Below are 18,173 nucleotides of genomic sequence, written 5' to 3'. Positions count from 1 at the left end.
GACGGGTTGCGCCTCCCGTCGGGTCACCGGCCACCTTGCGGTCGCCGCCCCCACTCTATTTCCGCCGCGCCGCTCGCGGAAGGCCCCGACAGCGCGCGCCCGCACCCACCCCGCCTCCACCCGCGCTGTCGGTGTCAAGAAGGGGCCCTTTCACCACGCCAGGCGTCAAGAAGGTGCCCTTCCTTGCGCTTCAGCGGTGCCGGTGTGCCGCGCGGGTGGTGAGGTCGGCCAGCGCCGACCGGGCGGCCTCGGCCACCGAGATCCGGTCCAGCGCGGCGCGGGCCTGGTCGACGCCGGCCCGGATCATCCGTTCGACCCGTTCCCGCGCGCCGGTGGCCTCGATGATCGCCCGCACCTCGGCCGCGCCGCCCTGGTCCAGCCGGGGGTCGCCGACCAGCGTACGCAGCCGCGCCGCCTGGGTCGGGACGGCCGCCTCCCGGGTCAGTGCCAGCAGCACCGTCGGCTTGCCCTCGCGCAGGTCGTCCAGGTTGGACTTGCCGGTCACCGCCGGGTCGCCGAAGACGCCGAGCAGGTCGTCGCGGAGTTGGAAGGCGTCCCCGAGCGGGTCGCCGAAATCGGCCAGCGCCGCCACCGTGTCGGGGTCGGCCCCGGCCAGGGCGGCGCCGATCTGCACCGGTCGGGTCACCGTGTAGCGGGCGGTCTTCATCCGGACCACCGTGAGCGCGCTCGCCAGCGAGCCGTCGCCTGCGGCGGCGACCACGTCCAGGTACTCCCCCGCGATCACCTCGGCCCGCATCCGGGCGAAGACGGCCAGACCGCGCCGGATCCGGGCCGGCTCCAGCCCGCAACCGTGGAACATCTCCGCCGACCAGGCAGCGCAGAGGTCGCCGCAGAGCAGGGCGGCGTCCCGGCCGTACGCGTCCGGGTCGCCGCGCCAGGCGGAGCGGGCGTGCAGATCGGCGAAGATGCGGTGCATCGACGGCTGGCCGCGCCGGCGGTCGCTGCCGTCGATGATGTCGTCGTGGATCAGGGTGAAGGCGTGGAACAGCTCCAGCGCCGCCGCGGCGACCACGATCGGGCCGCCGTCGGGGCCACCGAACCCCCGCCAGCCCCAGTAACAGAAGAGCGGCCGCAGCCGCTTGCCATCGGCGAGGACGAACCGGTGCAGCACGGGGTGAACCACCCGCATACCGTCGTCCGAACGACCCGGCCGGTTCCGCAGGAAGGCGGCGAGCGCGGCATCGAAGCGGTCCCGCAGCAGGGCCGGGTCGATCGGAGCGACGGTTACGGTCATGGTCCCTCCCGGGCCAGTCCGGCGAGCTGGAGCAGCAGGGCCTTCACGTCGGTGGCGGCGACCCGGTCCCGGGCCGCCGACGGGTCGGAGCAGAGCAGGACCGGCCCGTCGGCCGGATCGGCGGGCAGCCGGCCGTGCGAGCCGCGGACCGCCCGCGCCCCGGCGTCCAGCCCCACCACGCTCATCAGGTAGCGCAGGCCGAGCTTCTTGCGGGCCAGCGCCACCGCCGCCCGCCGCTTCGCGCCACCCGGCGACACCGGGTCGAAGAACAACTCGGCCGGGTCGTAACCCGGCTTCCGATGAATTTCCACCAGGCGGGCGAAGTCGGGCGCGCGGGCGTCGTCGAGCCAGTAGTAGTAGGTGAACCAGGCATCCGGCTCGGCCACCAGCACCAGTTCGCCGGAGCGTTCGTGCTCCAGCCCGTAGCCGGCCTGCCCGGCGGCGTCCAGCACCTCGGCCACCCCGGGCAGCCCGGCGCAGAGTTTGGCCACCGCCGGCACGTCGGCCGGATCCTTCACGTACACGTGCGCGACCTGGTGGTCGGCGACCGCGAAGGCCCGCGACGTCCACGGATCCAGGTACTCCATCCCGGCCTGCGTATAGACCCGGAGCAGCCCCTCCGCGCGCAGCAGCCGGTTGACGTCCACCGGGCGGGAGACGTCGGTGATGCCGTACTCGGAGAGCACGACAACGGTGGCGTCCCGCTCCCCGGCGGCGTCGAGCAGCGGGGCGAGCACGGCGTCCAGCTCCGCCGCCGCGGCGGCGGCCCGCGGCGAGGACGGGCCGAAGCGTTGCAGGTCGTAGTCGAGGTGCGGGACGTAGACCAGGGTCAGGTCCGGCGCGTGGTCGGCGAGGATCCGCTCGGCCGCCCGGCAGATCCACCGGGACGACGGCAGGCCGGCCCCCGGCCCCCAGTAGGTGAACAGCGGGAAGGTGCCGAGCGCCTCGGTGAGCACGTCGTGCAGCTCGGGCGGGTCGGTCCAGCAGTCCGGCTCCTTGCGCCCGTCGGCGTGGTAGACCGGGCGCGGGGTGACCGTCCAGTTCACGTCGGCGCCCATCGCGTACCACCAGCAGACGTTGGCGACCCGGTAGCCGGGCTCCACCCGGCGGGCCGCCTGCCACAGCTTCTCCCCGCCGACCAGGGCGTTGTGCTGCCGCCAGAGCAGCACCTCGCCGAGGTCCCGGAAGTACCAGCCGTTGCCGACGATCCCGTGGCCGGCGGGCGGCTGGCCGGTGAGGAACGTGGACTGCACCGAGCAGGTGACCGCCGGCAGTACCGTGCCCAGCTCGGCGGAGAAGCCGGCCTCGGCGACCGCGCGCAGCCGGGGCATGTGCGCCAGCAGGCGAGGGGTCAACCCCACCACGTCCAGCACCACCAACCGCTTGCTCATGCCGGCACCTCGCTTCGCTCGGCGCCGTCACGAGACACCACGGCACTGCGCCAATGATTCGCTCGCGGACACTCGCTCATCGACTCACCCCCGCGAGGGTGGTCAGGCCGAGGCCGAGCAGCTCGTCGCGGGCGAAGGCCAGCTCGGCGGCGATCCCGCCGGCCAGCTCCGCGTCGGTGCGCGGCCGCCGTGCCGCCGGCAACACCCCCCAGGTGTACGTCTCGACGTCGAGGTGGTCGCAGCCGGCGGCCGGACCGGCGTACAGCGCGGCGAGGGCGGCCCGCAGGACCGGCACGGTGGACCGCAACGGCGGCTCGGGTGGCGCGTGCAGCGGCACGTGGTAGTGCACCCGCCACGGCCCCGGCAGGCGCGCGTCGAGGGCGGCGTCCAGGTCGTCGGCGGCGTACGCCGGGTCGGCCGGGTCGGTGGCGTCGGCGCAGCCGCCAGCCCGCGTCTGGTGTAGGAAACGCGGCTCGACCCAGCGGCGCAGCGCCTCGGCCGAGCCGTCCGGATCGCCCGCCTCGACGGCCGCGGAGACCTGCACCTTGACCACCGGCAGCCCGGCGGACCGTAGCCGCCCCAGCGCCGCGACCGGCTCTTCCCAGGCGCACGCGAGGTGGGCCAGGTCGAGGCAGATCCCGATCCGGTCCATATCCACGCCTAAAAATATCTTACTGGCCTGCCCGGTGGACTCCACCAGACAGCCGGGTTCCGGCTCGAAGCCGACCCGGACGGTCCGGCCGGTCGTCCGCTCCACCTCGGCCAGCCCGGCGGCCAGCTCGTCGAGGCGGCGCCGGGCGACGTCGGCCCGGTCGGCGTCCCACGGCGTACGCCAGGCCAGCGGCAGGGTGGAGATCGAGCCCCGGGCCGCGTCCTCGGGCAGCAGGTCGGCCAGCACCCGGGCCAGGTCCAGGGTGTACCCGAGCCGCTCCGGGGTGGTCCAGTCCGGGTGGTACACCGCGCCCTTGACCACCGGCGCCTGGAAGGCCGCGTACGGGAAGCCGTTGAGCGTGACCACCTCCAGCCCGCGTACGGCCAGCTCGTGCCGGAGCCGGCGGCGGGCGGCCGGGTCGGCGGCGAGTGCGGCGGCCACCGGGGCGGCCAGCCACAGTCCCAGCCCCAGCAGGTCCGCGTCGAGCGCCCGCCGGACCGGCACCGCGTACGTGTCGAGCTGGGCGAGGATCCCGGCCAGGTCCTCGGCCGGATGCACGTTGGTGCAGTAGCCGAGGTGGACGATGCTGCCGTCGGCGTGCCGCAGGCGCATCACTCACCCCCACGCAGGATGGAGTTGCCGGCGAAGGTCGGCTCCGGCGCGTCCAGGTCGGTCAGGTCCAGCCGTCCGGACTGTCCGTAGAACTCCACCGGGTTGCGCCACAGCACGCGGTCCACGTCGTCCTCGTCGAATCCGGCGAGCAGCATCGCCTCGCCGGTGGCCCGGGTGAGGAGCGGGTCGGAGTGCCCCCAGTCGGCGGCCGAGTTGACCAGCATCCGCTCCGTCCCGTACGTCTTCAACAGCTCGACCATCCGCGGCGGTGACATCTTGGTCTCGGGATAGATGGAGAAGCCCAGCCAGCAACCGGTGTCCCGGACCAGCCCTACGGTGATCTCGTTGAGGTGGTCGACCAGCACGCGTCCCGGCTCGATGCCGGACTCGGCGACCACCGCGAGGGTACGTTCGACGCCGCGCGCCTTGTCCCGGTGCGGCGTGTGCACCAGCGCGGGCAGGTCGTGCCCGACGGCCAGGGCGAGCTGCCCGGCGAGGGCGGCGTCCTCGGCCGGGGTCATCGAGTCGTAGCCGATCTCGCCGACCGCCACCACACCGTCCTTGTCGAGATAGCGCGGAAGCAGGTCGAGCACCGGGCGGCAGCGCGGGTCGTTGGCCTCCTTCGGGTTCAGCGCGACGGTGGCGTGGTGCCGGACGCCGAACTGCCCGGCCCGGAACGGCTCCCAGCCGATCAGGGAGTCGAAGTAGTCGACGAACGAGGCGACGCTGGTGCGCGGCTGGCCGAGCCAGAACGCCGGCTCGACCACCGCCCGGATCCCCGCGGCGGCCATTCGCTCGTAGTCGTCGGTGGTGCGTGAGGTCATGTGGATGTGCGGGTCGAAGATGCGCATCACGCCTCCCGGGCGGTGGTCGGGTGGGAGCCGGCGCCGAGCCGGCGCAGCAGGTCGGTGGCGTCGGCGGGCATGGTCCGGCCGGCCGCGTGCCGTTCGGCGGCGAGCGCGGCGAGCATCCCGCCCAGCTCGCCGTCGGCCCGGCCGGGCAGGTCGTCGACGACCGCCAGCGGTACGCCGGTGAAGACGCACTTGAGCACGGCCTGCCGCCAGGCCGGCTGTTCCAGGTGCCGGGCGTACGGGCCGAGCGCGGCGGCGATCAGCCGGGTGTCGTTGGTGCGGATCGCGTCGTGCAGCAGCGGGACGCAGGCCGCCCCGATCGGCAGCAGCGGCAGGGCGCGCAGCACGGCTCGCTTCTCGGCGGCGTCGCCCTGCCGGTAGAGGGAGTCGGCCGCCACCGCGTGGTCGGCGGGCAGCGCGGTGAGCAGCAGCGCCCGGGCGGCCTCGTCGACCGTCCAGCCGGACGGATCGGCCAGCGGCTCCCGACCGCACCGCCGGGCGGCGGTGGCGAAGAGGCGTGGGATCGCCGCGGGCTCGGTCGCCACGCGGCGCAGGGCCGCGTCCAGCCACTGCGGATCGGGTGCGCCCCGCAGCGCGGCGCGCAGTCGGTCGGGTGTCATGCGGTCCCCTCTCGTGGACGTTGCTCAGCCACCGCCTTCGGGTCGCCGTGGGGGTGGCGGCAGCGGTGCCCGGGCCGGCGTGGTGGCCGCCCGGACGGCGGTGCGCAGGAAGTCGAGCGAGTGGGTGGCGACGGCGGGCGCGGCGTGCGAGTGCCGGGGCAGTTCCACGGCCACCAGGCCGCGGTAGCCGGCGTCGGCGAGGGCGCGCAGCACCGGCGGGAAGTCGATCTCGCCGGTGCCGAACTCCAGGTGCTCGTGCACGCCCTGGCGCATGTCGTCGATCTGCACGTTGACCAGGTGCTCGGCGACCGCCGTCACGCATTCGGGCACCGGCCGGGGCTCCAGGCAGCGACAGTGTCCGATGTCGAGGGTGATGCCGAACACGGGCGGCCCGCCGAGCGCGTCCCGCAGCCGGTGCCAGCCGGCGATGTCCTCGACCAGCATGCCCGGCTCGGGTTCGAACCCGAGCGGCACGCCGGCCGCCGCGGCCTCGGCGCAGACGGTGGCGCAGCCGGCGACGAGCCGGTCCCAGGCGACGGCCTCGGGCACCCCCGGCGGGCGTACGCCGGCCCAGCAGGAGACCGCCTCCGCGCCCAGGTCCGCGCCGATCCGCACGGCCCGGCGGAGGAACTCGATCCGCGGCGCCGGCTCGTCGTGCAGCAGCGTCGGGGCGTGCTTGTGCCACGGGTCGAGCAGGTAGCGGGCGCCGGTCTCGACCACCACGGCGAGGCCGAGCGCGTCGAGCCGGCGGTGCACCGCGGCCACCCGGCGGGCCAGCCCCGGCCCGAACGGGTCCAGGTGGTCGTGGTCCAGGGTGAGCGCCACCCCCTGGTAGCCGAGGTCGGCGAGCACGCCGAGCGCGTCGTCGAGGCGGTGGTTGGCGAAGCCGTTGGTCCCGTACCCGAAGCGGAGTCCGGCCGGGTCCAGCGGGCCGGCCGGCGCGGCCCCGGCGTCCGCCGCCGTCCGCGGGCTGCCGTGCGGTACGGACGGGGGTGGGGGGCTGGGCGCCGGCCGGCCGGTCATGTCGGCGAGATGAGTCGGGCCAGGCGGCGGCCGAGCGGGGCGGCGGCCGCGACGGCGAGACCGAGTATCCGGGCACCGGCCCGGGCGGTGAGCGCGCCCTGCAGGGCGGGCAGACCGGTGATGCCCGCCCCGACGGCGGCGCGTACCCGGGCCGGCGACGGGTCGCCGAGCACCCGGGCCTGCGCCGACCCGTAGCGGGTGGCGTAGCCGGCGGCAAGCGCGGCGGGCACCGGGTCGGTACGGCTCAGCGCGCTGGCGGCGACCAGGGCGGTGCCGGCGAGGGTGGCCCGGGGCAGCCGCCGGTCGGCTCCGGAGACCTCGCGCCGGGACAGGGCGGTGACGGTCCAGGTGTGCGCGGCCACGGTCAGCGCCGCCGGCAACGCCCGCACCAGCCCACGCCCGGCCGAGGGGCCCCGGACGGCACCGCGGCCGGCATCGCGCGTCCCGCGCCGGCCGGCGCCGGGGCTCGCGCCGAGCAGCACGTCCAGGCCCCGGCAGGCGGCCATCACGGCGGGGCCGGCGGCGGTGTTCTTGGCGAGCAGGTCGTATCCCCAGATCGCGGCGGCGAGCGGGACCGCGACGGCGGTGGCCCGGCGGCCCCCGGCGGCGCCGGCGACGGCGAGCCCGGCGGCGGTCAGCCCGGCGGCGGCGCCGAACGCGGCGACCGGGTGGATCCGGCCGGACGGGATCGGCCGCTCGGGCCGTTCGACGGCGTCGAGCCGGCGGTCGGCCCAGTCGTTGGCGGCCATGCCGGCCCAGTAGAGCAGCACCGACGCCCCGGCCAGCGCGGGCGTACGCCGGTCCAGCGCGCCGGCCGCCGCCGCGCCGGCCAGCACGTCTCCCGGTACGGAGAGCGCGGCGGGCGCCCGGACCAGCTCGGCGAGGTCGGCCAGCCGGCTCATCGCCCGGCTCCGGCGTGCAGCCCGGTGACGAAGTCCCGCAGCAGCGCCCACTGCTCGGCCAGCGCGTGGGTGGGCGCGTCGAGCGGGTCCTTGAAGAAGAAGGCCAGTTCGGCGAGGGGGCCGCGGCGGCCGGCGGCGTGCGCGGCGGCGGTCAGCCGGGCCAGGTCGAGCACGAGCGGGGCGGCCAGCGCGGAGTCGCAGCCGTGCCAGGTGAACTCCAACCGCATCCCGGTGCCGAGGAAACCGGCGAAGGTGACCAGGTCCCAGGCGGTCTTGAAGTCGCCGAGCTCCGCCACGTACTCGATCCGGGTGCCGCCCTGCGGCAGGTAGCCGAGGGTCTCGCCGAGCACCCGCTGCTTGCTGCTCACCTTGGCGGCGTTGGCGGCCGGCTCGGCGAGCGTGGCGCCGTCCCCGCCACCGAGCAGGTTCACCCCGGACCAGGAGCGCACCGCCAGGTTCCGCATCGCGAACATCGGCGCGAGCACCGACTTGACCAGGGTCTCCCCGGTCTTGCCGTCGTGCCCGGCGTACGGCAGGCCCCGCTCCTGGGCCAGCTCCGCCAGGGCCGGCAGCCGGGCCCCGGTCGACGGCGTGAAGTCCACGTACGGGCAGCCCGCGGTGAACGCCGCGTACGCGTACAGCGAGCTGGTCGGCAGCACTTCGCCGGGGCCGGCCAGCGCGTCCCGCAGCAGGGCGAGTTCGTGGTGGGCCGGATGCGCGGCGGCAGCCGGTTCGGTGGCCGAGACGTTGACCACCACCACCCGGTCCAGCGCGTGCCGGCTGCGGAAGTCGGTCAGGTCGTGGGCCACGGCGGCGGCGCGCTCGGCCTGGGTGCCGCCGGTCGGGGCGACCCGCAGCGCCGCCTCGACGTCGACAAGTTCGCCGGCCAGGGCGTCCACCAGCGGCCCCGGCAGCACCCCGGCGGCGGCGAGCGCCTCGGCCCGTTTGGTGAGCGGGGTGGTCACCACGTCGTGGCCACCGAGGATGAGATCGGCGAAGGCCGGCAGGGCGGGCCCGCGCAGGTCAGGCAGTTCGGTGACGCAGCCGGTCGGCCCGGCGAGCCCGGCCCGCAGGGCCAGCGCCCCGACGATGCTGGTGGTCGCGACCGAGCCACGCGCTCCCACCAGCCAGACACCCGTACGCATCGTGCCCCCTCCCCGTTCGTTGTCGGGTCGGCTGTCCGGTGCGGCCGGGGAATCCCGGTCCGGCCGCACCGGACAGCCGTGCTGGTCGTGCCACCCGGAAGGCTCGGACGGCACACTCCACGGATTCGACCTCATCTATGCCACGGGGCGCAACCGTGGCGGATCCTCGCCGATCGAATTCCGGGAAGCCTTGTCAGGCCGGCGCCCGGCGGGCGCCGCGCCACGGTCAGGGTCAGGCGGCCAGTTCGGCCAGCACGGGCTCCACCTCCGTCCAGGCGGCCAGCTCGGCCGAGCGGGTCACCGCGTCGAGCACGAGCTGGACCTGCAACGCGTCGGTGAACGACGGCGCCGGGTCGGTGCCGGTGGCGACCGCCTCGACGAAGTCGCGCATCTGGTGGGTGAAGGAATGCTCGTAGCCGATGATGTGGCCGGGCGGCCACCAGGCCGACATGTACGGGTGCTCCCCCTCGGTCACCAGGATCCGGGTGAAACCCTGCTCGGCGGTGGGCCGTGCCGCGTCGTAGAACTCCAGCTCGTTGAGACGTTCCAGGTCGAAGACCAGGGTGCCGAGCGAGCCGTTGATCTCCACCCGGAGGGCGTTCTTGCGGCCGGTGGCGAACCGGCTCGCCTCGTACGTGGCCAGCGCCCCGCCGTCGAGCCGGGCCACGAAGACCGCCGCGTCGTCGACGGTGACCGGGCCCGTCTTCCGGCCGTTGCCGTCGGCCTGTGCGGCCAGGCCGCTCGACTCGGCCGGCAACGGCCGTTCCTTGACGAAGGTCTCGGTCAGCGCGCTGACCCCGGTGATCCGCTGCCCGGTGACGTACTGGGTGAGATCGATGATGTGCGCGCCGATGTCGCCGAGCGCACCGGAGCCCGCCTTGTCCTTCTGCAACCGCCAGACCAGCGGGAACTGCGGGTCGATGATCCAGTCCTGGAGATAGACCGCGCGCACGTGGCGGATCTCGCCGAGCCGCCCGTCGGCGACGAACTGCCGCATCATGGTCACCGCGGGCACCCGGCGGTAGTTGAACCCGCACATGGCGCGTGTCCCGTCGGCGCGGGCCCGGGCGGCGGCGGTCGCCATCAGCCGGGCCTCCTCGACGGTGTTGGCCAGCGGCTTCTCGCACAACACGTGCTTGCCGGCGGCCAGTGCGGCGACCGCGATCTCACAGTGGCTGTCTCCCGGTGTGCAGATATCGACCACGTCGATCTCGTCGGACTCGACGAGTCGCCGCCAGTCTGTGGTGTGCCCGTCCCAGCCGAGCCGGTCGGCGGCGGCGGCCACCTTCGGCTCGTCCCGGCCGCAGATGAGCGCCATCCGCACCCGCGCCGGCAGGTCGTACACCCGATTCACGGTGCGCCACGCCTGAGAGTGCGCGGCGCCCATGAACGCGTAGCCGACCATGCCGACCCGCAGGACGCTGTCGTGATTGGACAAGGTGGGTCTCCCCCCGTGTGTGTCAGAACCCGAGCTTCAGGTAGTCGCTCGCGTTCTCCTTGGTGATCGTCTCGGAGGCGAGCACAATCTCCTTCGGAACCTGGAGCTCCACCAGGTCGGACATGCCCCGGCTCTGGCCGATCAGGCGGGCCAGCGAGATGGCCGAGGAGGCCATCGACGGGCTGTAGGTGACGGTGGCCTTCAGGACGGTGTTGTCGGCCTTGATGTCCTCCATGGCCTTCTTCGATCCGGCGCCACCGACCATGAAGAACTCCTTGCGGTTGGCCTGGTTGACGGCGGCGAGGACACCGATGCCCTGGTCGTCGTCGTGGTTCCAGACCGCATCGATCTTCGGCAGGGCCTGGAAGAGGCCGGTGGCGGCCTGCTGCCCGGAGTCGGCGGTGAACTCGGCCGGGCGGCGGTTGGCCACCTTCAGGCCGTACGACGCCAGGGTGTCGGCGAAGCCCTTGGAGCGTTCCTGGGTCAGCTCCAGCGAGTCGATGCCGGGGATCTCGCCGATGACCGGGTTGCTGGCGCCCTTGGCCTTGAGCTGCTCGGCGATGTAGGTGGCGGCGGCCACCCCCATGCCGTAGTTGTCGCCCTTGATCTGCAGCCGGTAGGCCCGCGCGTCGGGGAACGCCCGGTCAAGGTTGACCACCGGGATGCCGGCCTTCATCGCCTCCAGGCCGAACGCGTTGAGCTCCTTGCCGTCGTGCGGCAGCAGGACGATGACGTCCGGCTTCTGCGAGATCAGCGTGGACAGCGCGGCCCGCTGGGCGGCCGCGTCCGCGCCGGCCTCCACGCTCTTGAACTCCACGTCGGCGTACGCCCCGGCCTGGGCCTTGGCGTTGTTGGTGATCGCGGCGATCCAGCCATGGTCGGCGGCCGGCGCGGAGAAGCCGATGGTCACCTTCTTGCCGGGCTCGCTGTTGCCGCCGGTCTCGGCGCCCTTGGTCTGGGCGGCGGTGGGCGCGGTCTCGTTGCTGGTGCAGCCGGCGAGCACGACGCCGGCGGAGAGCGCGGCTCCACCGAAGAGCAGCCGGCGGCGCGACAGGTCGCGTCCCTGCGTTGTCATGACGGCCTCCTGGATGTGGTGGTGGGTGGAAGAGGGTGTGCTGAGCCCGGCCACCGTCGCTGTCGAGGTGGCCGCCGGTGTCGCGTGGGATCAGGTGGTGGTGGCCCGGTTACGCCGGAGGAACTGGGTGACGCTGCCGAACTGGACCTGCTGGACCAGGACGGCGGCGACGATGATGCCGCCCTTGACCATGTTCTGCGCCTCGGTGGAGAGGCCGTTGATGGCGAAGAGGTTGGTGATGGTGGAGAAGATGATCACGCCGAGCAGGGAGCCCACGATGGTGCCCCGCCCGCCGCTGAGCAGCGTGCCGCCGATGATCGCGGCGGCGATGGCGTCCAGCTCGTAGAGGTTGGCCATCGCCGCCTGGGCGGAGGTGGCCTGCGAGGTGAGCATGACCGCGGCGATGCCGCAGCAGAGGCCGGAGAGCGCGTAGAGCAGCAGGGTGTGCCGGCGGACGTTGATGCCGGCGAGCCGGGCCGCCTCCGGGTTGCCGCCGACGGCCACCGTACGGCGGCCGAAGGTGGTGCGGTTCAGCAGCACCCAGCCGGCCACCACCACCGCGGCGAGGATGTAGACCAGCAGCGGGATGCCGAGCACCTTCGTGCTGGCGATGCCGTTGATGAAGGTGTTGTTGGAGACCTGGGTCTGCTTGCCGGAGATCTCGGCGGCCAGCCCTCGGGCGGCGACCATCATCGCGAGGGTGGCGATGAACGGCACCAGCCGCCCGTACGAGATGAGCAGCCCGTTGACCAGGCCGACGCCCAACCCGACGGTGAGCGCAGTGAAGATCATCCCGCCGGCGCCGTAGCTCTGGGTGGCGACCGTGGTGGACCAGACCCCGGCGACCGCGACGATCGCGCCGACCGACAGGTCGATGCCGCCGCCGATGATCACGAAGGTCATCCCGACGGTGACCACGCCGACCACCGAGGCCAACTTGAGGATGGTGAGGGTGTTGCCCCACACCCAGCTCGCGTCGCCGTAGAGGTCTGGCCGGGTGAGGATGCCGATGACCACCAGCACCAGCAGGGTGGCCAGCAGGCCGAGATTGCGCCGGGCACCCTCGCCCCCGTCACCGCGCCACCAGGAGAGGCGCGGCGCGTCGGACTTCGTGGACCCCGCCGGCTCGACCGGCGGCGACTGGGCCGGCGCCGCACTGGTTGTCGCCTCGCTCATGCCGCCACCTCACTTCGCTCGGCACCGGCACGGGCGCTGCTCTGATGATCCGCTCGCTGACATTCGCTCATGCCGTCACCTCCCTGCAGTCGGCGACGCCATGAGGCACCGACGCACTGAACTGGCCGATTCGCTCGCTCCGCTCGCTCATGCCGCCGGACCTTCCATGAGGGACCCCGCCATGACGAGGTCGAGCACGGTGTTCTCGTCGATTTCGGCGGCCGGCGCCTCGCGGACCACCCGGCCCTCCCGCATCACCAGCACCCGGTCGGCCAGGCCGAGCACCTCGGGCACCTCGCTGGAGACCAGCAGCACCCCGACGCCGCGCGCGGCGAGGGCGCGGATGACCTGGTACAGCTCGGCCCGCGCGCCCACGTCCACGCCCCGGGTCGGCTCGTCGAGCAGCAGCAGCCGGGTGTCCCCGAGCAGCCAGCGGCCGACCACCACCTTCTGCTGGTTGCCGCCGGAGAGGGTGCGCACCGGCCGGCGTACGTCGCGGGGCCGCAGCTCCAGGGACTCGGCGATCCGGTCCGCCTCGGCCCGTTCCCGCCCGGCATCGGTGAAGCCGAGGCGGGCGTACCGGCCGAAGGTCGCCAGGGTGACATTGCGATAGATCGGCTCGCCGAGCAGCAGCGCCTGGCTCTTGCGCTCCTCCGGGGCCATGCCCAGGCCGGCCCGTACCGCCGCGCCGACACTGCCCGGCCGCAGCGCGCGACCGCCCACCCGCACCGATCCGGCGTGCCCGCGCCGGGCCCCGTAGATCGTCTCCAGCAGCTCTGAGCGGCCGGAGCCGACCAGCCCGGCGATCCCGACGATCTCGCCGGCCCGCACGGTCAACGACACGTCCGCGAACTCGCCGGTCCGGGTCAGCCCGTCGACCCGCAGCAGTTCCGCGCCGGCGGTCTCGCCGGACGGGCGCTCCGGGAAGACGTACTCGATGGTCCGCCCGGTCATCCGGGCGACCAGGTCGCGGGTCGGGGTGTCGCGGGCCGGCAGGTTCGCCGCGGTGGTCCGCCCGTCCTTGAGTACGGTGACCCGGTCGCCGATCTCGCGGATCTCCTCCAGCCGGTGCGAGATGTAGATGACCGCGATGCCCTGCGCGGTGAGTTCCCGGATGATCCGGAACAGGTTGCCCACCTCGTCGTGGGCGAGCACGGCGCTCGGCTCGTCCATGATGATCAGTCGGGCCTCGTGGGAGAGCGCGCGGGCCATGCTGACGATCTGCTTGCCGGCGGCGGGCAGCTGCCGGACCAGCCGACCGGGCGGGATCTCCGGGTGGCCGAGCCGGGCCAGGATCTGGCGGGTACGCCGGGCCATCTGGCCGCGGCGGACGAAGCCGAGCCGGCGCGGCTCGTGGCCGAGGAAGGCGTTCTCCGCCACCGACAGGTCCTCGACCAGATCGAGTTCCTGGTAGATGGTGGCGATCCCGGCCCGCATCGCGCTCTGCGGGCTGGCGAAGCTCGCCGGCTCGCCGCGCCACTCGACCTCGCCGGAGTCCGGCCGGTGCACCCCGGCGAGCACCTTGATCAGCGTCGACTTGCCGGCGCCGTTCTGCCCGAGCAGGCAGTGCACCTCACCGGCGCGGACCTCCAACTGCACACCGTCGAGCGCGCGTACCCCGGGGAAGGTCTTGACCACATCGGTGAGGCGCAGGACCACCTCGCCCGCGACGGCGTCGGCGGGGGCTTCCACCAGCGGCCCGGACGTCATGACGCCTCCCCGAAGGCGAGGTCGCTGGCGAGCACCGCCGCCCCGGCCACCCCGGCGCGGGGACCGAGCTCGGAGAGGACGACCGGCAGGTTGCCGGTGGCCAGCGGCAGTGAGCGGCGGTAGACCACGCTGCGGATCTCGGCGAGCAGGATGTGGCCGAGCTGGGCGAGCCCGCCGCCGATCACGATCATCGACGGGTTGGTGAAGCTCACCAGCCCGGCCAACACGCTGCCGACCCGCCGGCCACCGTCGCGAATGAGCTGGATGCAGGTGACGTCCCCCTCGGCCGCCCCCTGCGCCACGTCCAGCGCGGTCACCGCCCCTCGGGCGGCCAGTCGCTCGGCGAGTGCCGGCGAGACCATCGCCCGGGCCGCCGTGGTGGCCTCCCGGGCCAGCGCCGCGCCGCTGAAGACGGCCTCCAGGCAGCCCAGGTTGCCGCACGAGCACATCGGACCGTTCGGGTCGACCTGGATGTGGCCGATGTCGCCGGCACACCCGTCGGTGCCCCGGTAGACCTCGCCGTTGAGGTAGATGCCGCAGCCGATGCCGGTGCCGATCTTGATGAGCAGGAAGTTGTCCACCGAGTGCGCGACGCCGCCGTGCCGCTCGCCGATCGCCATGATGTTGACGTCGTTGTCGACCACGGCCGGGCAGCCGTGTTCCCGGGTCAGCAGCTCACGCACCGGAAAGCGGTCCCAGCCCGGCATGATCGGCGGCGAGACGGGCACCCCGTCCCGGAAACTCACCGGCCCGGGCACACCGACGCCGACCGCGTCCAGCCGCTCGTACGCCCCGTCCACCTTGGCCTTCTGCAGCAGCTCGTTGACCCGCTGGAGGGTCACCTTCGGTCCGGTACGGATGTCGGCGGACTCGGCGTACGCGGCCACCGGTTCGAGCCGGCCGTTGACCACCTCGACGTCGATCGAGCTGGCACCCAGGTCGACGGCGGCGAAGCGCAGGTGCGGGCTCAGCTCGACCAGCGTGGAGCGGCGACCACCCCGGGAGGCGGCCAGCCCCGCCTCGGCCACGTAGCCGAGGCCGACCAGCCGCTCCAGTTCGGCGAGGAGGCGCGGACGGGGCATCTGCAATCGGTCGCCGAGTTCGGCCCGGGACACCGCCCCCTCGTCCCGGAGCAGTCGTAGGAGCTGTACGTGCAGGGGGTCCACCGTCCGCACCGGGACTCACCTCCGCATCGGAGTCGTTCGCATCGACACGACAGCAATGTGTCGTGTCCGACACAGTAGGAGCCTTCCGGGTCACGTGTCCATAGCTTCAAGCGGTCTGATCAAAACTTTTGTCAATCCGAACAAAAGACCGGCGACGGCCCGCTGAAAGCGATCTTGCCGCTTAGGTGATCCACTCCAGATGCGGCAAGTGGGTGCATCCAGCCTCCAGGAGGCCACAACCTGCCGCGTCCCGCGCCGCACCTACCGGCCGGGCCAAGCTCAGCTCAGCCGTCGTCGCGCTTCTTCCGGAGCTTGCGGTCATCGCGCAGCGCCACATACGGCTCCGTCTCGGGCGGGTGCCCGGCAGCGATGGCGCGGCCGCGCTCCAACTCGGCGTTGAACTCCGCGCCGAACAGGACGGCCATGTTGGTCAGCCAGAGCCAGACCAGGAAGATGATCACGCCGGCCAGCGCCCCGTACGTCTTGTTGTACGAGCCGAAGTTGCCGACGTAGACCGCGAAGAGCACCGATCCGACCAGCCAGATCACCACCGCCAGCAGCCCACCCGGGCTGACCCAGCGGAAGCCGCCGTGCCGGGCGTTCGGCGCGGCCCAGTAGAGGATCGCGAGAATCAGGCTGACCAGCACCAGCAGCACCGGCCACTTGACGACGTTCCACACCGTCACGCCGGTCGAGCCGAGCCCGAGCGCGCGGCCCGTCTGCTCGGCCAGGGCGCCGGTGAAGACCACGATCACGGCGCCGGCCAGCAGCATCGCGCCGATCACGGCGGTGAGGCCGAGGCGAATCGGCAGCGTCTTCCAGATCGGCCGCCCCTCCGGCACGTCATAGATCCGGTTGGCGGCACGCATGAACGCCGAGATGTATCTGGAGGCTGCCCAGAAGGCGCCGACCAGACTGAGGATCGCGGCGAGGCTGACCAGGCCGCTGGAGCGGTGCGCCTCGTCGATCGCGGTGTCGATGATCTGCTGGGTGTTCTGCTCCGGCACCGCCTGGTCGACGGTGGTCCTGACCCGCTGGACGGCCCCGGCGCCGAGCAGGCCGAGCACCGAGACGAGCAACAGGACGCCAGGGAAGATCGACAGTACGGCGTAGTAGGTCAGCGCCGCGGCCTCGTCGGTCAGGTCGTCCCGCTCGAACTCCCGGACCGTACGCTTCAACGTCGCCACCCAGTCGCGGCGCGGCAGCGCCCTCGGGCTCGCCGGCCGCTCGCCCGGCGCGACCGGCCGGCTCCGCTCGCGCCCGTCTCGGGCGGAAGACTCGTCGCCGGCCATCGCCCCTCCCTGTCGTCGGCGTGGTTCCCGACATGCCCGTGGAGGAGCCGGCTAACCACCTACTTGTAGAGCAACCTGCCCATCCGCCGGGACGCCAGCGTGAGCATGACGGCGGCCAGCAACACCAGGTACGCCAGGTCCAGCAGCCACGACCAGCCGGCGGAACCGAGGCAGATCGCCCGGATCAGGTGCACGGACCGGTAGAGCGGGGTCAACTCGACCACCCAGCGCAGTACGACCGGATACGCCTCGGCCGGCACGAACGTGCCGGAGAAGAGGAAAAGGGTGAACTGGGCCGATCCCATCAGGTCGAAATCCTGCCAGCTGCGGATGAGCGTGGCGACGACCATGCCGAGCGCGCCGAACACGATGCCGACCAGCATCGCGGCCGGGAAGGCGGCGACCGCCCGGACCGCCGTGGTCAGGTCCAGCACCACCATGATCAGCAGAAACGCGGCGGAGTAGAGGCTGCCCCGGATCATCGCCCAGCCCAACTCGCCGAGGGCGATCTCGAACGGCTGCACCGGAGTCGCGATGACCCCGTCGTACAGCTTCATGAACTTCATCTTCCCGAAGAAGTTGAAGGTGGTCTCGGCGAGCGCGCCGTTCATCGCCGACGAGGCCAGCATCGCCGGGGCCACGAACGCCGCGTACGACACCACCTGCCCGCCGGGCAGGGTCAGGTCCCCGACCAGCGCACCCACCCCGACGCCGATCGAGAAGAGGTAGAGCACCGGCTCCAGGAAGCCGGAGAGCAGCACCAGCCAGTACGCACTCCGCAGCGCGGTGAGGTTACGCTCGGCGACCGAGGCGGACCGGCGGGACGCTCCCTCGAAGCTGACCAGCCGGGGCAGGACGAGACCGACCACGACACCCTCCCCTAGACGACCAGCGAACGGCGGAACGCGCCCCGGGCCAGCAGCCAGCCGGCGGCAGCCCAGGCGGCGAGGTAGAGCAGGTGACCGGCGACCGACCACTGCGGGGCGACGCCGAGGGTGGCGGCCCGGCACAGATCCACGCCGTGCCACAGCGGAGTCGCGTACGCCAGCCAGCGCAGCCCCTCCGGCAGCGACTCGACGGGGAAGAACACCCCGGCGAAGAGGGTCATCGGGATCACCGCGAACCGGAACAGCAGGGCCAGGTAGCTGTCGCTCGGCACCACCGCGCTGAACGCGAACGTCGGCGCGGCCACCGCCAGCCCGAGGAGCAGGACCACCGGCACCACGGCCACCGCCCATGGCGAGTGCAGCGCCCCGAACAGCGCCGTGACCAGCAGAAACGCGGCGGCACTGGTGACCACCCGGAACAGCACGAAGGCGAGGTGCCCGGCGAGGATGTCCCCGATCCGCAGCGGCGCCGCGACCTGGGCGTGGTAGGTCCGGATCCAGCGGAAGTTGCTGTGCACCGGCCAGGTCGACTCCGCCATGGCGACCTGGAGGGCGGTGGAGGCGATCAGGCCGGGCACCAGCCAGTCCAGGTAGGGCACCCCACCCACGCCCCGGTCCACGTACGCCCCGACGCCGATGCCGAAGCCGAGCACGGTGAGCACCGGCAGCAGGAACGACGAGAAGACGCCCGCCCGCCAGGTGCGCCGGTAGCCGACCAGGTGGTGTTCAAAGACAGTCAGCGCCGGCACCCGCGCCACGCCCGGCCCGGCCCACTCGGCCACACTCACCTCGACCACCCCCGCTCCAGGCCTTCCTACCCCTGGGGTGCGACAGGCCGTCGGCCACCCTACGACGGGCCGCGGAGGCTGTCGCGGGATTTGTCCCGCTGCCCGGGAACGCAGGGCGCATCGGCCTGCATACGATCAAGCTCCAGCGCGGGTGCCGGCATCAAACCGCAGCTCGCCGACTGCTCTTCGT

At 73.2% G+C, this 18,173-nt stretch carries 16 protein-coding genes; all 16 read right to left on the bottom strand.

Annotated features, from left to right (window positions below; all coding sequences use genetic code 11):
• Positions 1–190: 190 nt before the first annotated feature.
• Positions 191–1,255 (bottom strand): polyprenyl synthetase family protein, encoded by a 1,065-nt coding sequence (locus ACIRG9_RS28840; protein WP_402862672.1) that lies wholly within the window; start codon positions 1,253–1,255, stop codon positions 191–193.
• Positions 1,252–2,646: an alkaline phosphatase family protein gene (locus tag ACIRG9_RS28835; protein ID WP_402862669.1), complete on the bottom strand. Its 1,395-nt coding sequence runs from the start codon at positions 2,644–2,646 to the stop codon at positions 1,252–1,254. The genes ACIRG9_RS28840 and ACIRG9_RS28835 overlap by 4 nt, the downstream gene beginning before the upstream one ends.
• 76 nt (positions 2,647–2,722) lie before the next feature.
• Complete coding sequence (gene eboE / locus ACIRG9_RS28830; protein WP_402862665.1) at positions 2,723–3,910, bottom strand: metabolite traffic protein EboE; 1,188 nt, start codon at positions 3,908–3,910, stop codon at positions 2,723–2,725.
• On the bottom strand, positions 3,910–4,761 hold the full coding sequence (locus ACIRG9_RS28825) for a TatD family hydrolase (protein ID WP_402862662.1): 852 nt from the start codon (positions 4,759–4,761) through the stop codon (positions 3,910–3,912). Before ACIRG9_RS28825 ends, eboE begins: the two co-directional genes overlap by 1 nt.
• Positions 4,761–5,381 carry an EboA domain-containing protein gene (locus ACIRG9_RS28820; RefSeq protein WP_402862659.1) on the bottom strand — a complete coding sequence of 207 codons (621 nt, stop codon included), beginning with the start codon at positions 5,379–5,381 and terminating at the stop codon, positions 4,761–4,763. The genes ACIRG9_RS28825 and ACIRG9_RS28820 overlap by 1 nt, the downstream gene beginning before the upstream one ends.
• Positions 5,382–5,405: 24 nt before the next feature.
• Positions 5,406–6,404, bottom strand: a complete 999-nt coding sequence (locus ACIRG9_RS28815; RefSeq protein WP_402862656.1) for a sugar phosphate isomerase/epimerase family protein — start codon at positions 6,402–6,404, stop codon at positions 5,406–5,408.
• Complete coding sequence (locus ACIRG9_RS28810) at positions 6,401–7,306, bottom strand: SCO3242 family prenyltransferase (protein ID WP_402862653.1); 906 nt, start codon at positions 7,304–7,306, stop codon at positions 6,401–6,403. Before ACIRG9_RS28810 ends, ACIRG9_RS28815 begins: the two co-directional genes overlap by 4 nt.
• Positions 7,303–8,451 (bottom strand): inositol-3-phosphate synthase, encoded by a 1,149-nt coding sequence (locus tag ACIRG9_RS28805; protein ID WP_402862650.1) that lies wholly within the window; start codon positions 8,449–8,451, stop codon positions 7,303–7,305. Before ACIRG9_RS28805 ends, ACIRG9_RS28810 begins: the two co-directional genes overlap by 4 nt.
• Positions 8,452–8,683: 232 nt before the next feature.
• A complete protein-coding gene (locus ACIRG9_RS28800) occupies positions 8,684–9,856 on the bottom strand; it encodes a Gfo/Idh/MocA family protein (RefSeq protein WP_402862816.1) in 1,173 nt (390 codons plus the stop codon).
• A 55-nt stretch (positions 9,857–9,911) separates the two neighbouring features.
• The gene (locus tag ACIRG9_RS28795) at positions 9,912–10,964 is read right to left on the bottom strand and encodes a substrate-binding domain-containing protein (protein ID WP_402862647.1); all 1,053 of its coding nucleotides are present in this window, start codon (positions 10,962–10,964) and stop codon (positions 9,912–9,914) included.
• Between the two features lie 90 nt (positions 10,965–11,054).
• A complete protein-coding gene (locus ACIRG9_RS28790) occupies positions 11,055–12,140 on the bottom strand; it encodes an ABC transporter permease (protein WP_402862644.1) in 1,086 nt (361 codons plus the stop codon).
• Positions 12,141–12,287: 147 nt separating this feature from the next.
• Positions 12,288–13,850, bottom strand: a complete 1,563-nt coding sequence (locus ACIRG9_RS28785) for a sugar ABC transporter ATP-binding protein (RefSeq protein ID WP_402862641.1) — start codon at positions 13,848–13,850, stop codon at positions 12,288–12,290.
• Positions 13,847–15,025 carry an ROK family transcriptional regulator gene (locus ACIRG9_RS28780; RefSeq protein WP_402862639.1) on the bottom strand — a complete coding sequence of 393 codons (1,179 nt, stop codon included), beginning with the start codon at positions 15,023–15,025 and terminating at the stop codon, positions 13,847–13,849. Before ACIRG9_RS28780 ends, ACIRG9_RS28785 begins: the two co-directional genes overlap by 4 nt.
• A 275-nt stretch (positions 15,026–15,300) precedes the next feature.
• A complete protein-coding gene (locus ACIRG9_RS28775; RefSeq protein ID WP_402862636.1) occupies positions 15,301–16,308 on the bottom strand; it encodes a YihY/virulence factor BrkB family protein in 1,008 nt (335 codons plus the stop codon).
• Between the two features lie 59 nt (positions 16,309–16,367).
• Positions 16,368–17,177 carry an ABC transporter permease gene (locus ACIRG9_RS28770; RefSeq protein ID WP_402862633.1) on the bottom strand — a complete coding sequence of 270 codons (810 nt, stop codon included), beginning with the start codon at positions 17,175–17,177 and terminating at the stop codon, positions 16,368–16,370.
• Positions 17,178–17,188: 11 nt separating this feature from the next.
• Positions 17,189–17,983, bottom strand: coding sequence for an ABC transporter permease (locus tag ACIRG9_RS28765; RefSeq protein ID WP_402862813.1), 795 nt, complete (start codon positions 17,981–17,983; stop codon positions 17,189–17,191).
• Positions 17,984–18,173: the final 190 nt, after the last annotated feature.

Origin of the sequence: Micromonospora sp. NPDC093277 (genome assembly GCF_044765245.1) — a bacterium.
GTDB lineage: Bacteria > Actinomycetota > Actinomycetes > Mycobacteriales > Micromonosporaceae > Micromonospora.
This window is presented reverse-complemented; position numbering and strand designations above follow the sequence as displayed.